We start from the raw sequence: 16,764 nt of genomic DNA, 5'->3' as shown, positions 1-16,764 counted from the left end.
AATTAAATTTTAGTTTTAAGACATGAGTTGGAAATTATCAGCATTTTATTTAGATGACCATAGGCAATTTGGAAAAAACGTGGTTGTTAATCTGGGAGGAGAATTTTTTTACAAAATTAACAATGTGTCTAGTAATGGTATTTCGATATTAAGAAAGGAGAATGAAAATTACATTTCTGACTTTTTTGGTAAAGATGTTTCATTGTTATCCGCTTTAGTTGGAAGTAATGGGGTAGGAAAGACTTCCATGTTATTGGAGTTAATTACTAATAAAGAGGTAGTATTATTTTTTGAGAGAGACAAGGAGGTAACAGTGATTAAAAATAATTATTTAGGCAAACCTACTTTAAAACTAAATAAACTAGATTTTAATAAAAACAATGTTGCTTTTCTTGAAAAAAATATTTTAGATGAACGAAATCATTATGGTTATAATATTGAAGCAAACGGGTTTTATTCCCCAAAGTTTTCTTATTATAATCCGCAGGCTTCTACTAATTATTTTTTATCAAAAGTAGCTTCTGATAGTGTAGAATATGAAAATTTATTAGAACTTAATGCAATTAGACAGCAAAGAGCGCTTTTGATGTTTAGTAATTCTAAGTTAATGGATGAAATTTCAGAAGTTTATAATGATTTTCCTAGATATAAAAATGCAAAAATAAAGATAGATAAACTATCAGAAGAAGTTCTATGGCAATTAGAAATTGAATTAAGTGCGATTAAGAAAGGTGAGAAAGGAAAAGATATAGATTTTGATATAAAATTATTGGAGTTGATAGATAGAAAGGAGTATATCGAAAAAATTAATTTCCTTAGTAGGTATGATGATACTTCTTTTAATTTTAGGTTAAATGCTATTATCAAAATTTATGTAATGTCTAGAGTTTTGATGTTTATTTGGATGTCTAAAAAAAGAGATAAATCTTTTGACGAGCCATATTTAGAAGATGAAGTAAAATTACTTTCTGAAGAAAAGGTTGTAAGTTGGCTCAAACAAATAAAAAAGAAATATGAGAAGGAATCTAACGGAGAAAAATTAAAATACTTTATAGAGTTAGGGTTAGAGTGGTATAGTTTATTACCTAAAAAGGAAGAAATAACCTTGCAAGGACTAAATAAACTTATAGAAAACAATTTCTTTTTTAAACAAGAAGAGTTAAATAATATTTTTTTTAATCAAGATAACTATCTAATTTACAGCGAGTCTGCGATCAGAGTGGATTTTCAATTAGGTGGGGTATTGCCTTCTTATTCACTGTCGCAAGGAGAAGAAAATCTTTTGAATCTTCTTTCTTCTTTTTATGTAAATGAGCATTTAAAGGAAAATAGACCTCAGATACTTTTACTTGATGAAGCTACCTCTGGTTTTCACCCTAAATGGCAAAAGAAATTTGTAAATACGTTAGTTAAAATTTTACCATTAATTTTTGAATCTAAAATTCCTAAAATAGAAGGTGAAATTTTAAATAAAAGTCAGATTCAGATTGTTTTTACATCTCACGACCCCTTTCCATTGTCAGATGTTCCATCATCTAATATTGTGTATTTATATAATTTGAATGGGCAAACAAAAATAGCTTCTACAACTGATTTTATGACTACTAAAAAATCATTTGGTGCAAACATTACGGATTTACTAGAGGATTCGTTTTTTATGGGAGAGACAGATGAGGCTCTAGTAGGTGAATTTGCTCAGAATAAGATTAATGGAGTAATTAGATGGATAGAAAATGAAAATGAAAGAAAATTTAGATTAAAAGAAGATTATAACTTTAAACAAGAAGAGTTTGATATGAATTTGAAGATTATAAAGCTGATCGACGAACATATAGTTCAATTGAAACTAGCTGAAATGATGGATGAATTAATAGATAATAATCAAGCTAAAAAAATGATTCTTTCATCTCAGATATCTAATCTTCAATTAAGGTTAAATGGCTTAAATTAATGAATAATGATATACTTGTATCCAGAAAATCTAGTTGTACAACAGGCAATTAAAATGCATGCCAACAATATTGTTTGTTTGGTTTATAAAAGACTAACGGGAATTGGGTGTAATGATTCTAGTTGTAAAGTTTGTCCAGAAACTAGAAAGGTTAAACATGAGTTGTCAGTTAGAATCCAAAGGTATTTAACGAGGGAAAGAATTGATGAGATTATTAGGGCTAAACCTGATTTTTTATGGAATGTTTTAGAAAGATTTTATCTTTCCGCAACGCATTTTCGCTTATCAGAATTTAATGATTATATTAACTTTCTTTCAATTAAAGAGTCTGATAGGACTATACCTCAAAAAAGGCTTATTTCAAGGTTTAAAAAACTTAATATAAAGCTTTTAAAGGTTTTTTCATATTCAACATTTATAAAAAAAGAGAAAAAATATAATGCTTATATTCTTTCATCAAAACTTGATAAAAATACATGTACTTATTGTAATCGTAATTATACCAATACAGTAGTTTCTGAGAATGGTGAGAAAATTATTCGCCCTCAATTTGATCATTGGTATCCCAAAAAGAAACTTTCACTCTTAGCTTTGTCATTTTATAATTTAATTCCTAGTTGTTCAACATGTAATACTTCTATTAAAGGTGATCAGATTTTTAAGATAGGTGTATACATTCATCCTTATCTAGATAAAATTAATAATAAAGATTTTAAGTTTAGTTATAGGTATTCTTCTAAAACTAAGTCTGGATTTGCAATCAAATTATTATATCCAAATAACGATCACGTAGTAAGGAGAACAATGAGGTCTTACAAAATAGAAGAGGTTTATAATGCTCATACCGAGGAACTGAAAGAATTACTTAAAATAAAACAGGCTTATAGTGAAAGATATCTTTCAATCTTAAGTTCTAATACCTATAATGGTTTAAATATTTCACAAGAAGAATTGTATAGATTGGCTTTCGGTGTTTATTATGATGAAAAAGATTTTAGTAAAAGACCTTTTAGTAAAATGAAAAAGGATATTTTGAAAGAATTGAATATTATAAATGAGGGAGAATAAAATTAGCAGGAGAGAACTTTATAATTTAGTTTGGTCAAAACCATTGGTTCAATTAGCTAAGGAGTATTCTTATTCTGATAATGGTTTACGTAAAATATGTATCAAGCACAATATACCATTTCCTAAATCTGGGTATTGGTCAAAAATAAAATTTAACAAGAAAGTAGAGGTTACACCTCTGCCGAAAGGAGACGATGATATTATAATTGAATTAAAAATTAGAAAAGAGGGAGAAAAAGAAATTCATTTAGGTTTATCAGAGTTTCAAATTTTAAAAAGACAGGTTGAAAATGATAAGTCAATAAAGCATACTGTTCCTGAGAAGATAACGAAGTTTGATCCCTTAATTATATCAGCTAGAAAAGATTTAAAGAATAAGAAAATAAGAGAATGGGGTAATTCGAAAGGCTTAATTGTGTCATCAAATGGAATTTTAAACATAGAAGTATCAAAAAAGAATATATCTAGGTCGTTGAGAATTATGGATACTTTGATAAAGGCTTTCAAGAAAAAAGGATTTGAAATAAAATTTGATAGGGGAACTTGTGTAGTTATTAATGAAGAACCAATTAAGATACGGTTAAGAGAGTCTCTTAAAAGAATACGAGTTAATGATAATGGTTGGGATAGGTTTGATTTAGAGCCATCTGGGGTTTTAACTTTCAAACTGGAAGATATATACCCTGAAAGACAATGGAAAGATTCTGATAAAAATCCATTAGAGACTAAAATATCATCAATAATTGCAACAATTGAACTTAGGGCAAAAGAAGAAAAAAAGAAAAGAATTGAAAGGGAGGAATGGCGCAAACAATATGAGATTAAAAAGAAACAAGAGGAAGACTTCAAAATAAAAAGGAATCAAGAAATTGATGAATTTAAAAACTTATTTAGCTTAGCAGATAGGCATCAAAAAAACCTATATATTAGAAATTACATTGATAAATTTGAACGTTTAGAAAAAGAAAATAACACTTTTGATGAGGAAAAGAAACAATGGATTGAATGGGCTAGATCAAAAGGAGATTGGTATGATCCTTTTATTGAAAAAGAAGATGTTTTACTTAAGGGAATAGATAGAGATGGTTTAGTATAGTGTTTTACTATTTATATGGACTTAGAGGAGGTGATTTTGAGTGTTTTTTCGAATTGGTAAAATAAAGAAATTAAACCCATGGAGTTGCTTCCAAGAATTTAGTGTTTAATTTTTTTTGTCTTTACAAACTCTATCTACTTAGATATGTGTTGAAAATCATTACTATATAATCTTTATAATTTATTATTAGTGATGGCATATAATTATTAATCAGTGTTTGTCTAATGAAAAGCACCTAGATTATAGTTTATAAAGGTTCTTGCAAAGAATTGTCTGTTTGTTTAGTCAAGAGTAACAGACCTAAAGTTAAATGAATAAAGTTTAATATTTAAAATATTTAAATCGAAAACAATGTTTAACTGTTTGTTTTCTAGGTTTTTATGATGTTTTTATGAAAAGATAATGCAAGATAAAATATAATATATTAGAAATCAGTAACTCCTTTATTATGTGCAATTCTTGTGCAAATGTAAAAATAAAAAAGGGTCTCAATTTCTTGAAACCCTTGTTGTTACTTGTGACCTCGGCAGGATTCAAACCTGCAACCTCTTGAGCCGTAATCAAGTGCACTATTCAGTTATGCTACGAGGCCGTTTTTGCGGATGCAAATATATATTATTTTTCTTAACTGTAAAACTATTTAGAAATTTCTTTGTGAAAAAAATCTAATGACTCCTTCGCTTTCTCGTAATCAGATTCATTAATTAATAAATCTACCGATTGTCCTAATGTTCCAAAACCGGCCAATCTACCTGATTCTTTATTGTCTTTTACAATTGAAGCGATACCCGTTTCATCTAAAATATACGCTAATCTATTTACTAAAATAGATGTTCCAGAAAATAGTTTGATATATCCACTCATAATACGTTAAAATTAAATTAATCTAAAGAATTCATTGTTACAAAAGCTCTCCACCCAATTATTGCTAATTGCATTTTAGAGGCTTTAGAAATATCCAACTGTTTTTTCGTAAACGATGGAAAAACAGTTTTATTGATCTTGGCTAATGCCTTAAATATTAGTTTTTTCATTATAAGTCGGTATAATCAAATATAATGAAAATTGAGTAAAAGTGGTGAGATAGCAGCTCACCACTTTATAGTTTCTTTTTCTATTATTCTTTTCTACTTTTTCTTTTCAATCATTTTCTTGGCTAATTCAGCACCAATTAATGATTGTAGCAAATTCCCACTGTTCTTATTTCCTGTACTTCCTTCGATATATGTCGTAGGAAGTTTTAAATCCTTTAACTCTTTAGCAACTCCCACTGCGGTTTTATACTCCCATTCTGCTTTTTCCTGTGGCGTAAGTCCTGCACTTACTAATTTTTGATTTTCATAGGCCTGCGCGTCCGCAGCTAATTTTTTACTTTTCGCTTTGTACTGTTCAACTTCATATTGTTTCTTTTCCTTTGTTAAGTTGAACTCAGCAACTTTAGCTTCAGTTTCAGCAGCAATTGTTTGTTGTATTTGGGCTTTTTCTAACCTAGCTCTTTCTTTTGCTTTTTCAGCTTCTCCTTTTGCTTTTTCTTTTTGTGCACGATAAAATTCTCTTTCAGCTTGTTGTTTTTCTAATTGTGTTTGTGCAACTTCTTCTTTTTGTAATTGTAATCTGTTGTCAAAAGTTTCTTCCCAATCAATTTCAGTTACAACAGCTTGTACAACTGTTAATCCATATGATTTAAGGGAATTCCCTTTTACTCGAACAGGCTCACCATCTTCCATTTTTATTCTGAATCGTTTCTGACGCGACTCTTTATTAGGTATTGTTCTTGTCACAGTGCTGTCTCCAATAATTTCTGGTTTTTGATTTTCTACATACTCTTCTAAAACATACATTCCATTTTCTAATTGATCCTGAAAGTATCTATCAAAGTCTGCAGCCTGTCCAGATATATAATCTTGCGCAGCCATTAGTTTACAAGTGTTTTTTATAGATTGATCTATATTCGGAATAATCCTAGATCTAATAAGGTTCTTTTCTGTTTTATTCCTGTCAGCAACTGATAAAAATTGTTTTTCATCTGAAATATCTATACTGATTACTATAGATGTTGCAATCTTACCTTTTACTGCATCGTTAAATTCCCATTGGCGAGACTTATCAACATAGGCATATTGACTTTGATCACCTAATTGTCCCTTTTTATTTGGGATAACATATTTAACTGGGATTTCGAATTGAATCGGAATTAACCTTCCCCACATTTTAGTTTTCAATCCTTGTTGGAAAACCGCTTTTTGTCCACCCCAAGGATATTGAACTGCATATGCCGTACCTGGTTCTGCGTAAAAGAACATCCCAGATGTAATACTCATCAAGGCTCCCACAATTATTGCGGTAATGCTTCTTTGAGTAGTAAGCCAATCAAGATTTTTTGATTTGTCCATAAAAGGCTTGATTACGATAGATACGAATCCGAGAAGGATTAATAATATTCCAAAAAATGTTAGCATATAATATTAGTTTTTAAAGTTGATATTAAAATAATGTCTGTATTAAACTTGATAAAAATTCAGTTAAGGCAACAGTTAGTTTCAATAGAAATACGATCATTTTATATAGTTGTTTTTGACGTTAGTAATTAGTTCAATTTCGAAATTGTTTATCCAATATATGGGGAATGAAATTGTACTTCCAAACTTTTTGAAACGATTTAATTAAATTGAATTTACATATGAAGTCAAAAAAGTTAATATTGTTATAAAATGAAAGTTTTTTGTCTTGTTTAAAGTTGTAAATATTAACTATAAAAACAACTTAATATTAAATACTGTAATGAAATAAAGGGCTTTTTTTGACTGTTTTTTAAAAGCAAAGGAAACTTCATGTCTTAAGGAGGTGTTTTTTGATGTTTTGATTTTTTCAACTTTCAATTTTGTCAAAATTTGGACCGAGAAAAAAGAGCCATTTTTTGGTACTTTTTCTGTTAAAAAATGATGGTTTTTCACAGGTATAATATTCCTATATTCGTAAAAAATTAATTCATGAGTATTGCTTATATCATTTTAGGATTATTGTTGTTGGTATTAGGGGGAGAGTTTTTGGTAAGATCTTCTGTGGGTCTTTCCTTTAAACTGAATATTTCTAAAATGGTTATTGGTATGACGGTTGTTTCTTTTGCAACTTCAGCTCCGGAATTATTGGTTAGTCTACAAGCTGCAATGGATGGTTCTCCTGCAATTGCAATTAATAATGTAATTGGTTCTAATATTGCCAATATCGGTTTGGTTTTAGGGATTACAGCAATTATTGGCCCAATAGTCGTAAGTAAAGATTTTTACAAGTTGAACTGGCCTGTAATGATGGTTTTTTCTTTATTACTGTACTATTTCTTAAAGAATGATGAAGTGTTAACTAGGACGGAAGGATTAACTCTGTTTTTAGGATTAATCATCTTTTTAATTGTTTTGATAAAATCTGCAAAGGATGAAGGTGAAGTCGAAAATGATGAAGTGGATGATAAATTAGCAACCGTAGGATATGGAAAGATATTAGGTTGGTTGGCTATTGGTGGAGTCGCGCTTTATTTTGGTTCGGAATTTTTGGTAGATGGAGCGAAGACTTTAGCTAAAAGTGTTGGAGTTAGCGAAGGGGTAATTTCAATTACAATGATTGCTATCGGAACAAGTGTTCCAGAATTAGCCGCATCAGTTATTGCAGCCGTTAAAGGAGAAAAGGCTATTTCTCTTGGGAATTTAATCGGTTCAAATATCTTTAATATTGCTTCTGTTTTAGGATTAACATCTTTAGTAAAAGAAATTCCGATTACTGAACCTCAAATATTGTCCAGAGACATCTTTTGGATGCTTGCATTTGCATTTGTTATTCTTCCGCTAGTATTTGTTCCAAAGAAATTTATTCTAAGTAGAATTAAAGGTCTTATTTTGTTTCTAGCTTACGGAACATTCATTTATCTAGTTTCATTTGTATAAAAGAAAAGCCCGCTTAAAAAGCGAGCTTCTATAAAACAATGTTAAATTAAATAAATCCTAAGATTTAAATTTTTGCATTTTTTACTGTTTCTACAATTCTTCCTGCAACTTTGTATGGATCAGCATTTGAAGCTGGACGACGATCTTCTAACCATCCTTTCCAACCTTTCTCAACTGTGATAATAGGAATTCTAATAGAAGCTCCTCTATCTGATACACCATAACTAAAATCGTTAATAGATGCAGTTTCGTGTAAACCTGTTAAACGTTGATCGTTATACTCTCCGTAAACGTCAATATGTTCTTTAGTTACAGGTCTAAAAGCTTCACAAACTTTTTCATAAGTTTCTTGACTTCCACAAGTTCTTAATAATGTGTTTGAGAAGTTAGCATGCATACCCGATCCATTCCAATCTCCTTTTACTGGTTTTGGGTGGTATTCAATATAGTATCCATACTTTTCAGTTAATCTATCTAATAAGTAACGAGCTACCCAAATTTCATCACCAGCTTTTTTCGCACCTTTAGCGAATAATTGGAATTCCCATTGTCCAGAAGCAACCTCTTGGTTAATTCCTTCAAAGTTTAAACCAGCTGCGATACATAAATCAGCATGCTCTTCAACGAAATCACGACCGTGAGTGTTTTTTCCACCAACAGAACAGTAGTACATTCCTTGAGGTCCAGGGTAACCACCAATAGGGAAACCTAAAGGTAATTGAGTGTGAGTATCCATAATAAAGTACTCTTGCTCAAATCCGAACCAGAAATCGTTATCATCATCATCAATAGTAGCTCTTGCGTTAGATTCGTGAGCAGTTCCATCAGCATTTAAAACTTCAGTCATTACTAAAAACCCATTATCACGTGCTGGATCTGGATAAATAGCTACTGGCTTTAATAAACAATCTGAGTCTCCACCTTCAGCTTGTTTTGTTGAAGATCCATCAAAAGACCAAATTGGACAATCCTCTAATTTTCCACTAAAATCTTCTACAACTTTAGTTTTACTACGCATGTTTTGAGTTGGATAATACCCATCTAACCAAATGTACTCTAATTTTGACTTAGCCATGATTTTTTTCTATCGTTAATTAGTTTATACTGCAAAAATGATTATTTTTTTAATTACCCCCAAATTTTTAGGGGTAAAACTCTTTATTTTGATAAAAAAATAATTTACCCCCTAAAATTTTAGGGTATTAATAGTATTTTTGTGTCAAATTTCAGAAAATGGCTACAATTAGATTTAATGCACTTCAAGAAACATTAAATAGAAAAGTAATTAAGATAGAGGAGAATAAGAAACGATCTGAATTGTTTGCTCAGCACGTTTTTAATGATAAAGCAATGCTCCAGTATATGACCAAAGAGGCATATAAAGGAGTTAAAGATGCAATTGAATTTGGATATAAAATAGATAGAAAGATTGCAGATCAAATTGCTGTGAGTATGAAAAGTTGGGCACTATCAAAAGGCGCTACTCATTATACGCACTGGTTTCAACCTTTAACAGGAGCAACTGCAGAGAAGCACGATGCTTTTTTTGAAACTATAAATGATGGCGAGGCGATGGAATTGTTTGATGGTGGAAAATTGGTTCAACAAGAACCAGATGCTTCGTCTTTTCCTAATGGAGGTATTCGAAATACTTTTGAAGCTCGAGGTTATACAGCTTGGGATCCTACTTCAAATGCATTTATATATGAAACAACCTTATGTATACCAACTGTTTTTGTTGCATATACAGGAGAAGCTTTAGATAATAAAGCGCCTTTACTAAGAGCTTTACAAGCAATTGATGAATCTGCAACTGCAGTTTGTAAATATTTTGATAAGAATGTTTCAAAGGTAAATGCAACCTTAGGATGGGAACAAGAATATTTTTTAATTGATAAAGCGCTTGCAGCATCAAGGCCAGACATCATGATGACTGGAAGAACGCTTTTAGGACATTCATCAGCTAAGGGACAGCAATTAGAAGATCATTATTTTGGATCTATTCCAACTCGTATTATGAACTTCATGAGAGATCTTGAACAAGAGTGTATGCTGTTAGGAATTCCTGTTAAAACTAGACATAACGAAGTTGCTCCAAATCAATTCGAAGTTGCACCTATATTTGAAGAAGCTAATTTAGCCGTTGATCATAATTCTTTATTAATGGATTTAATGGAGAAGGTTTCGCAACGACATAATTTTAAAGTTTTATTTCATGAGAAACCTTTCAAAGGAATTAACGGATCTGGAAAACATAATAACTGGAGTCTAAGCACAAATACAGGAGTTAACTTATTAAGTCCTGGGAAAACTCCAATGAAAAATCTACAATTCTTGACATTTTTTGTGAATACAATTAAAGCTGTTCATGATTATGAAGAATTAATTAGAGCTTCTATTGCAAGTGCAAGTAATGATCATAGATTAGGAGCAAATGAAGCTCCACCAGCAATTATTTCTGTATTTATTGGTTCACAACTTTCTGAGGTTTTAGATGAGTTAGAAAATGTAACGAAAGGAAAATTATCTCCACAAGAAAAAACAGACTTAAAGTTAAATATTGTGGGTAAAATTCCAGAAATCTTATTAGACAATACAGATAGAAATAGAACTTCTCCTTTTGCATTCACAGGAAATAAATTTGAATTAAGAGCTGTGGGTTCATGGTCTAATTGTGCAGGACCAATGACTGTTTTAAATACCATAATTGCCAAACAGCTAAAAGATTTTAAAAAGGAAGTTGATTCTTTAATTGAGAGTAAAGAGTTAAAAAAGGATGAAGCTGTTTTCAATGTATTAAGAGAATACATAAAAGCTTCTAAAAAAATCCGATTTGAGGGAGATGGTTATGGTGAAGCTTGGGAGAAAGAAGCAAAGAAACGTGGATTAAGTAATAATAAAGCTACACCTGAAGCTTTAAAAGCAAAGATATCAAAGAAGAATATTCAGCTTTTTGAGGAAATGGGTGTAATGAATAAGATTGAAGTTGAAGCTCGACACGAAATAGAACTTGAAGAGTACGCAAAAAGAATTCAAATTGAAAGTAGAGTTTTAGGAGATATTTCTAGAAATCATGTAATTCCAACAGTAATTCAATATCAAAATACGTTAATTGAAAACGTAAAAGGATTGAAGGAGATTTTTGGAAAAGATTTCAATCAATATGCATCAGAACAAATCGATTTAATTAAGCGTATTTCAAATCATATTGCAGAAATCAATTCAAAGATTGAGCAAATGACCGATGAGCGAAAAAAAGCAAATAAATTCAGTGGACAAAAGAACGCAGATGCGTATTGTAATAAAGTAAAACCTTACTTAGAGGATATACGATATCATGTGGATAAACTTGAATTGTTAGTGGATGATAATTTATGGCCATTAACAAAATACAGAGAGCTGTTATTTACAAAATAGGATGTTTTGACAATACTACCACTTAAAAAGGAACATTGGCCGCAAGTTGCTGAGATTTACAAAGAAGGAATTTTAACTGGTAATGCGACCTTTAGAACACAAGTTCCAGACTGGAAAGCATGGGATTCTAATTGTCATAAGCACAGCAGATTTATAATGGTTCAGGAAGAAGAAGTTTTAGGGTGGTGTACATTGGCTCCAGTTTCTAAACGATTTGAATATCGAGGAGTTGCAGAGGTGAGTGTTTATATAAAGCTAAATGCTGTAGGAAAAGGAATTGGTGCTTCTCTCATGGAAAAGCTAATAGAATCTTCTGAAGAGAATGGAATTTGGACATTATATTCTAGTATGTTTCCTGAAAATATTGGAAGTGTTCGACTTCATGAGAAGTTTGGATTTAGAAAAGTGGGCTTTAGAGAAAGAATTGCTGAGCTCAATGGAGTTTGGAGAGATACAGTAATATATGAACGAAGAAGTAAATAACAGTAAATTACTTTGGTAGTCTTACCTTTTAAAGTAATTTTGTGGCCAACAACAACACAACAAAATGAGTCAAGAAGTTTCTAAACGATATGCACAAAGAGGTGTTTCAGCATCAAAAGAAGATGTGCATAATGCAATTAAAAATATTGATAAAGGTTTATTTCCAAAAGCCTTCTGTAAAATTGTTCCAGATTACTTAACAAATGATGACGAGCATTGTTTAATTATGCATGCTGATGGTGCGGGAACAAAATCATCATTAGCCTACATGTATTGGAAAGAAACTGGAGATGTTTCTGTGTGGAAAGGAATAGCTCAAGATGCACTGATAATGAATATAGATGATTTATTATGTGTAGGAGCGACAGACAATATTATGCTTTCTTCAACTATAGGAAGAAATAAAAACTTAATTCCTGGTGAAGTAATTTCTGCAATTATTAACGGTACTGAAGAATTAATTGAAGAGCTAAAAGGTTTTGGCGTTACCATTCATTCTACAGGAGGTGAAACTGCCGATGTGGGAGATTTAGTAAGAACAATTATTGTTGATTCGACAGTAACGGCTAGAATGAAAAGATCAGATGTAATTGACAATGCCAATATCAAAGCTGGAGATGTAATCGTAGGATTAGAATCTTTTGGTCAAGCTACGTACGAAAAAGAATACAATGGAGGAATGGGAAGTAATGGTTTAACTTCTGCTCGCCATGATGTATTTAATAAATATTTAGCTGATAAATATCCTGAAAGTTTTGATGCGGCTGTGCCATCTGAATTGGTATATTCTGGAAATGTGAAGTTAACTGATGAGGTTGAAAACTCTCCAATAGACGCTGGTAAATTAGTATTATCTCCAACAAGAACATACGCACCAATAATTAAGGCAATTTTATCGAAATTTAATGCAGATAAAGTACACGGAATGGTACACTGTTCAGGAGGTGCGCAAACAAAGATTTTACACTTTGTTGATAATGTACATGTAGTTAAAGATAACATGTTCGAAATTCCACCATTATTTAAATTGATTCAAGAACAATCTAAAACAGATTGGAAAGAAATGTATCAAGTGTTTAATTGTGGGCATAGAATGGAATTATATGTTTCTCCAGAAGTTGCGGAAGAAATTATTACAATTTCAAAGTCATTCAATGTTGATGCTAAGATTATTGGTCGAGTAGAGGCTTCAGAAAGTAAAAAGCTTACAATAAAGAGTGAATACGGTACTTTCGAATACTAGATAGTTTAAAATATAAATAAGAAAGCCTCGGTAAATCCGAGGCTTTTTTGTGTTATTTGTTTTTGTTAAGCTGAATTTTTGATAGCATTTCCCACGTTTTATGACTAAAATGTTTTGGTGAAAATTTAAAGTGAAGTATACTTTGTTTTTCTGTTGGATAATTGAAAGCTTCAATTAATACGTTTAATTCCAATTCATTGTTAGTTGCAAAACGATCATAAGTTTTGATTCTACCAATAAATAAGTCGTTGTTATGTAAAGATTTAATTTTAATGATATTCACAATGGCTTTATACTTGCTTAAATCCTTATTGTGTTTTAGATTATTTAAACCATCAAAATACAGTTCTAAATTAGTAGCTAACTCCGCGGCAGTAATTGGTTTGTCTAGATTTATTTTCCAAGCATAGGTGTAAGACCAAAAGTTTTCGTGATTAGGATCTCTCCATCCTTTTGGAGGAAATCTTACTTCAGCAATTCCGTTAAAATTAATTTCTGGAGCAAAATTTATAGGAAAAGGAAACCTTTCTTTGCCCCATGAAGAATCAAGATTAAAAATGGACGTAGATGTTTCTGTTACTTTAATTACGTTTAATTTATCCCATATTTGATGATCAAACTCTTGAGGCGATATTTGAAATTTGATTATGGATTTTTTGAGTGATTTTTCAAATTTTTGATTGCCTCGAATATTCACTGTGATCACTTTTCCAGTATGAAATCCGTCGAAGAAAGTCATTGTTCCTAAAAAGTCATTTTTGTCTTTACGAAAACTAACTTTGGGATCTGGAAATTCTTTAGCCCAATGATTAGGTTTCATTAAACCATCAAAATAACCTTGAAAATTTGATTCTATTTCAGCTAATGAAATTAATTGTTCTGTATTAATTTTCCATCCAATTAGTAAAGACCAATAGTCTTGATTTTTAGGTTTGTTCCAGTTAGGTGTAAAGAGTAGTTCTTCAAATCCAGTCAATTTAAATTTCGGAGCCCATTCTATAGGAAATTGAATCACTTCTCTATTCCATTTTTTCGTGTTTTCAAAAATTTGTAAAGAAGATTCCTTTTGTGGGTATACAGTTAAAGTTTGAATGAGCAATGGTAAAATTAAGACTAATCTTTTCATGACAATTACAGTTTTAAAGTGACTTCAAAACCTATTGCGTCTGAAATAGCACCATCTTTGAACTTACTTTTATAGCTAACATTCCAATCTCGACGATCTATTTTAAAACGAGCAAACATTTCCTGCTTTTCGTAATTGAATTCTGTATTGAATTTAATAGGTTTAGTAATTCCTTTAATAGTCATGTTCGCGTGAATCCTCCCTTTGTTGTTTTCGAAATACTCAACAGAGGTAATTTCCAATTTTGCAATGGGATATTTAGGAACGTCAAAAAAATCCGGATCTTTTAAATGATTGACCAATCCTTTATTTGCTTCGGCATTTTTAATGTCTGTATTGGTTATGGAATTCATGTCAATTATAAATTCACCACCAGTAATAACATCTTTTGTTTTTATAAAAAAGCCATCTTTAAAGTTGATAAAACCGTCATGACCACCAAAATGAAACGTGTATTCACCTATCCATTTAATAGTACTCTTTTCGATATTGATATTTAGTTTTTCTTGTGCAAAAGTTAGTGTTGATAAACTCAAGAAATAAACGAATAGCATAATAATTTTCCTCATCTGATTTAATTTTTAAATTCTGAGTAAAACTATTTTAGCACTTCGTCAAAAGTGTCAAATCAATGTAAAAGAAGTGTGAAAATCCTTTTTTTAGTTGCTTTTTATCTCTGATAAAATTAAGTGAGTTGTGGTGTCTCCATAATCAATAAGTTGATCTATAAACTCTTGTAAGTGTAATTGATTTTTAAGTACAACTTTCATGTGGATATTCTGAGAACCTGTGATGCGATAAGCTTTTTTTATTTCCTTATATTTTTTTGATTCGTTTAAAAAGAGTTTCAGTTTTCCACTATGCAACTTCAGTATTATAAAAGCCTCAATTCCGTAACCAACTTTGGAATAATCTATTTCTGCGGTATAATTCTTTATGATTTCATGATCTTCAAGTTTCTGTATTCTCTCTCTTACGGCAGAAGGTGATAGGTTAATTTTTCTGCCAATGTCGGCAAAAGATATTCTAGAATTGTAATTCAAAGCATTTAGAATTAATTGATCTATTTGGTCTACCATCGATTCATTGGTTTTTAGATTTTACAAAACTCAATTCAACTCATATTGATAGTCATCACCGTTGAATTAATTTCCTACTAAAGTAATAGGATTTTAATTTTGTGTCAAGAATTTATTAAACTTTATATAATGGCTCTAAGTGTTTTTTTAGTGTTAGTACTGGCCGTATTTCTTGGCTTTTTTATTCAAACTGTTGTTGGTTTTGCCGGAGCATTAGTTGCGTTGCCTATTTTATTAATAGTCATGAATTTACAAGATGCCATTGCTTATTTAGCATTATTCTATCTGTATTCGAGTGCAATTTTAGTTGTTAAGGAATGGAAGAATATCGATAAACCAGTATTGCTAAAACTAACTATAGCGACTATTATTGGAGTAACTTTGGGAATTTGGATATTACAGTATGGAAAACCTTTAGTTCTGAAAAAAATGTTAGGAGCATTTATTTTACTATACGTTATTTATACAATGTTTTTTGTTAAAGCTACCAATGAAAGGAAAACTCGATTTAGCTTCGTATTTGGCTTAGCTGGAGGTTTCTTCTCAGGATTGTTTTCAACTGGTGGACCGTTGTATGTGATGGTGGTAAAAAATACGGTTGTTGATATGAGAACTTTTAGAGCTACAATGATTGGAGTTTTGGGTTTGATAACAATTACTAGAGTACCAATTTTGTATGCACAAAATATTCTAACTCATAACCATTTTTACAATTCATTGTTTATAGTACCGTCGTTTCTATTGGCAACATTTTTAGGAAAATCTTTGTATAGCAAGTTAAATGAAGATGTATTAAAAAATATTGTACTTTGCTTGCTCTTTATATCAGGTGTGGTGCTGCTTATTAAGAATTAGACTGGGTTAGTCAATCTTTTCAAAAACGAAATCTATTGCAAAGTCCTCATTGGCAACTTTTGCTTTCAATTTACCTTCTTCCATCCAATACGAAATCTCTTTTGGGAATTCGTTCTGATCATTTTTACATATGATTGATTTGTCCGTAAGTTCAGTTACTGCAAATAGAGTAGGTTGTTGGTTGACGCCTGTAACTTGAAAATACTGATTACCTTTTATATCAGTGATATTAAGAATTTCTTTGAATACCGTATCATTATCTTTTAAAGTGTACCCCATTCCAGAAAAATCTTGGTTCCAAATTTCATACGTTGTTTTTGTGGAATCTTCATTGATTCTCTTCCATTTGCCAATTAAAAACTTAGGATTTTTAGGTTCAGTTTTACAAGAGAAACAAATAGAAATTGCAAAAAGAAAAATTAGATAACGCATAGAAGTAAGGTTTTAGATCAATCACTGATTTTCAGTTCCACAAATTTAAAGAAAAGTCGTAAATTCGCACTCCAAC

Annotated in this window: 16 protein-coding genes and 1 tRNA gene; 8 read left to right on the top strand and 9 right to left on the bottom strand. The window is 30.8% G+C overall.

Annotated features, from left to right (window positions below):
- The first annotated feature begins 22 nt into the window (after window positions 1–22).
- From ABNT61_RS10815 to ABNT61_RS10805, 3 genes are read left to right on the top strand one after another with little or no spacing between them, the layout of a single operon-like run.
- Complete coding sequence (locus ABNT61_RS10815) at window positions 23–1,951, top strand: AAA family ATPase (protein ID WP_348743213.1); 1,929 nt, start codon at window positions 23–25, stop codon at window positions 1,949–1,951.
- Between the two features lie 6 nt (window positions 1,952–1,957).
- Window positions 1,958–3,019, top strand: a complete 1,062-nt coding sequence (locus ABNT61_RS10810) for a hypothetical protein (RefSeq protein WP_348743212.1) — start codon at window positions 1,958–1,960, stop codon at window positions 3,017–3,019.
- The gene (locus ABNT61_RS10805; RefSeq protein ID WP_348743211.1) at window positions 3,006–4,115 is read left to right on the top strand and encodes a hypothetical protein; all 1,110 of its coding nucleotides are present in this window, start codon (window positions 3,006–3,008) and stop codon (window positions 4,113–4,115) included. Before ABNT61_RS10810 ends, ABNT61_RS10805 begins: the two co-directional genes overlap by 14 nt.
- 518 nt (window positions 4,116–4,633) lie before the next feature.
- Here the strand turns inward: ABNT61_RS10805 and ABNT61_RS10800 are convergent.
- From ABNT61_RS10800 to ABNT61_RS10785, 4 genes are all read right to left on the bottom strand, one after another.
- A tRNA-Arg gene (locus ABNT61_RS10800) sits at window positions 4,634–4,707 on the bottom strand.
- Window positions 4,708–4,751: 44 nt separating this feature from the next.
- Window positions 4,752–4,979 carry a putative signal transducing protein gene (locus tag ABNT61_RS10795; protein WP_348711112.1) on the bottom strand — a complete coding sequence of 76 codons (228 nt, stop codon included), beginning with the start codon at window positions 4,977–4,979 and terminating at the stop codon, window positions 4,752–4,754.
- Window positions 4,980–4,996: 17 nt separating this feature from the next.
- Entirely contained in the window at window positions 4,997–5,149 is a 153-nt protein-coding gene (locus tag ABNT61_RS10790) for an SsrA-binding protein (protein WP_348743210.1), read from the bottom strand.
- 93 nt (window positions 5,150–5,242) lie between these two features.
- Entirely contained in the window at window positions 5,243–6,508 is a 1,266-nt protein-coding gene (locus ABNT61_RS10785; RefSeq protein WP_348724864.1) for a hypothetical protein, read from the bottom strand.
- A gap of 597 nt (window positions 6,509–7,105) precedes the next feature.
- Here ABNT61_RS10785 and ABNT61_RS10780 point away from each other — a divergent pair.
- Window positions 7,106–8,053 (top strand): calcium/sodium antiporter, encoded by a 948-nt coding sequence (locus tag ABNT61_RS10780; RefSeq protein WP_348743209.1) that lies wholly within the window; start codon window positions 7,106–7,108, stop codon window positions 8,051–8,053.
- 64 nt (window positions 8,054–8,117) lie between these two features.
- Here the strand turns inward: ABNT61_RS10780 and ABNT61_RS10775 are convergent, their stop codons facing one another.
- A complete protein-coding gene (locus ABNT61_RS10775; RefSeq protein ID WP_348711117.1) occupies window positions 8,118–9,128 on the bottom strand; it encodes a glutamine synthetase beta-grasp domain-containing protein in 1,011 nt (336 codons plus the stop codon).
- Between the two features lie 158 nt (window positions 9,129–9,286).
- Here ABNT61_RS10775 and ABNT61_RS10770 point away from each other — a divergent pair, with 158 nt between their 5' ends.
- The 3 genes from ABNT61_RS10770 (at window position 9,287) to ABNT61_RS10760 (ending at window position 13,196) form a co-directional block, all read left to right on the top strand.
- Window positions 9,287–11,470: a glutamine synthetase III gene (locus ABNT61_RS10770; RefSeq protein ID WP_348741416.1), complete on the top strand. Its 2,184-nt coding sequence runs from the start codon at window positions 9,287–9,289 to the stop codon at window positions 11,468–11,470.
- Window positions 11,471–11,476: 6 nt separating this feature from the next.
- Window positions 11,477–11,953 (top strand): N-acetyltransferase family protein, encoded by a 477-nt coding sequence (locus tag ABNT61_RS10765; RefSeq protein ID WP_348743208.1) that lies wholly within the window; start codon window positions 11,477–11,479, stop codon window positions 11,951–11,953.
- A gap of 64 nt (window positions 11,954–12,017) precedes the next feature.
- Complete coding sequence (locus ABNT61_RS10760) at window positions 12,018–13,196, top strand: AIR synthase related protein (protein WP_348743207.1); 1,179 nt, start codon at window positions 12,018–12,020, stop codon at window positions 13,194–13,196.
- Window positions 13,197–13,248: 52 nt separating this feature from the next.
- On the opposite strand, the gene ABNT61_RS10755 is transcribed toward ABNT61_RS10760, so the two are convergent.
- From ABNT61_RS10755 to ABNT61_RS10745, 3 genes are all read right to left on the bottom strand, one after another.
- Window positions 13,249–14,322: a hypothetical protein gene (locus ABNT61_RS10755; protein WP_348743206.1), complete on the bottom strand. Its 1,074-nt coding sequence runs from the start codon at window positions 14,320–14,322 to the stop codon at window positions 13,249–13,251.
- A 5-nt stretch (window positions 14,323–14,327) separates the two neighbouring features.
- Window positions 14,328–14,891 (bottom strand): YceI family protein, encoded by a 564-nt coding sequence (locus ABNT61_RS10750; protein ID WP_348741420.1) that lies wholly within the window; start codon window positions 14,889–14,891, stop codon window positions 14,328–14,330.
- Between the two features lie 90 nt (window positions 14,892–14,981).
- Complete coding sequence (locus ABNT61_RS10745; RefSeq protein ID WP_348743205.1) at window positions 14,982–15,401, bottom strand: Lrp/AsnC family transcriptional regulator; 420 nt, start codon at window positions 15,399–15,401, stop codon at window positions 14,982–14,984.
- 129 nt (window positions 15,402–15,530) lie between these two features.
- Between ABNT61_RS10745 and ABNT61_RS10740 the strand changes: the two genes are divergently transcribed.
- The gene (locus ABNT61_RS10740) at window positions 15,531–16,256 is read left to right on the top strand and encodes a sulfite exporter TauE/SafE family protein (RefSeq protein ID WP_348743204.1); all 726 of its coding nucleotides are present in this window, start codon (window positions 15,531–15,533) and stop codon (window positions 16,254–16,256) included.
- Between the two features lie 6 nt (window positions 16,257–16,262).
- Here ABNT61_RS10740 and ABNT61_RS10735 read toward each other — a convergent pair whose 3' ends face one another.
- Window positions 16,263–16,688 carry a hypothetical protein gene (locus ABNT61_RS10735; protein WP_348743203.1) on the bottom strand — a complete coding sequence of 142 codons (426 nt, stop codon included), beginning with the start codon at window positions 16,686–16,688 and terminating at the stop codon, window positions 16,263–16,265.
- Between the last annotated feature and the right edge of the window lie 76 nt (window positions 16,689–16,764).

Source organism: Tenacibaculum sp. 190524A05c, from assembly GCF_964036595.1.
GTDB lineage: Bacteria > Bacteroidota > Bacteroidia > Flavobacteriales > Flavobacteriaceae > Polaribacter > Polaribacter platacis.
The sequence above is the reverse complement of the archived record's forward strand: the minus strand, read 5'-3'. Positions and strand labels throughout refer to the sequence as shown.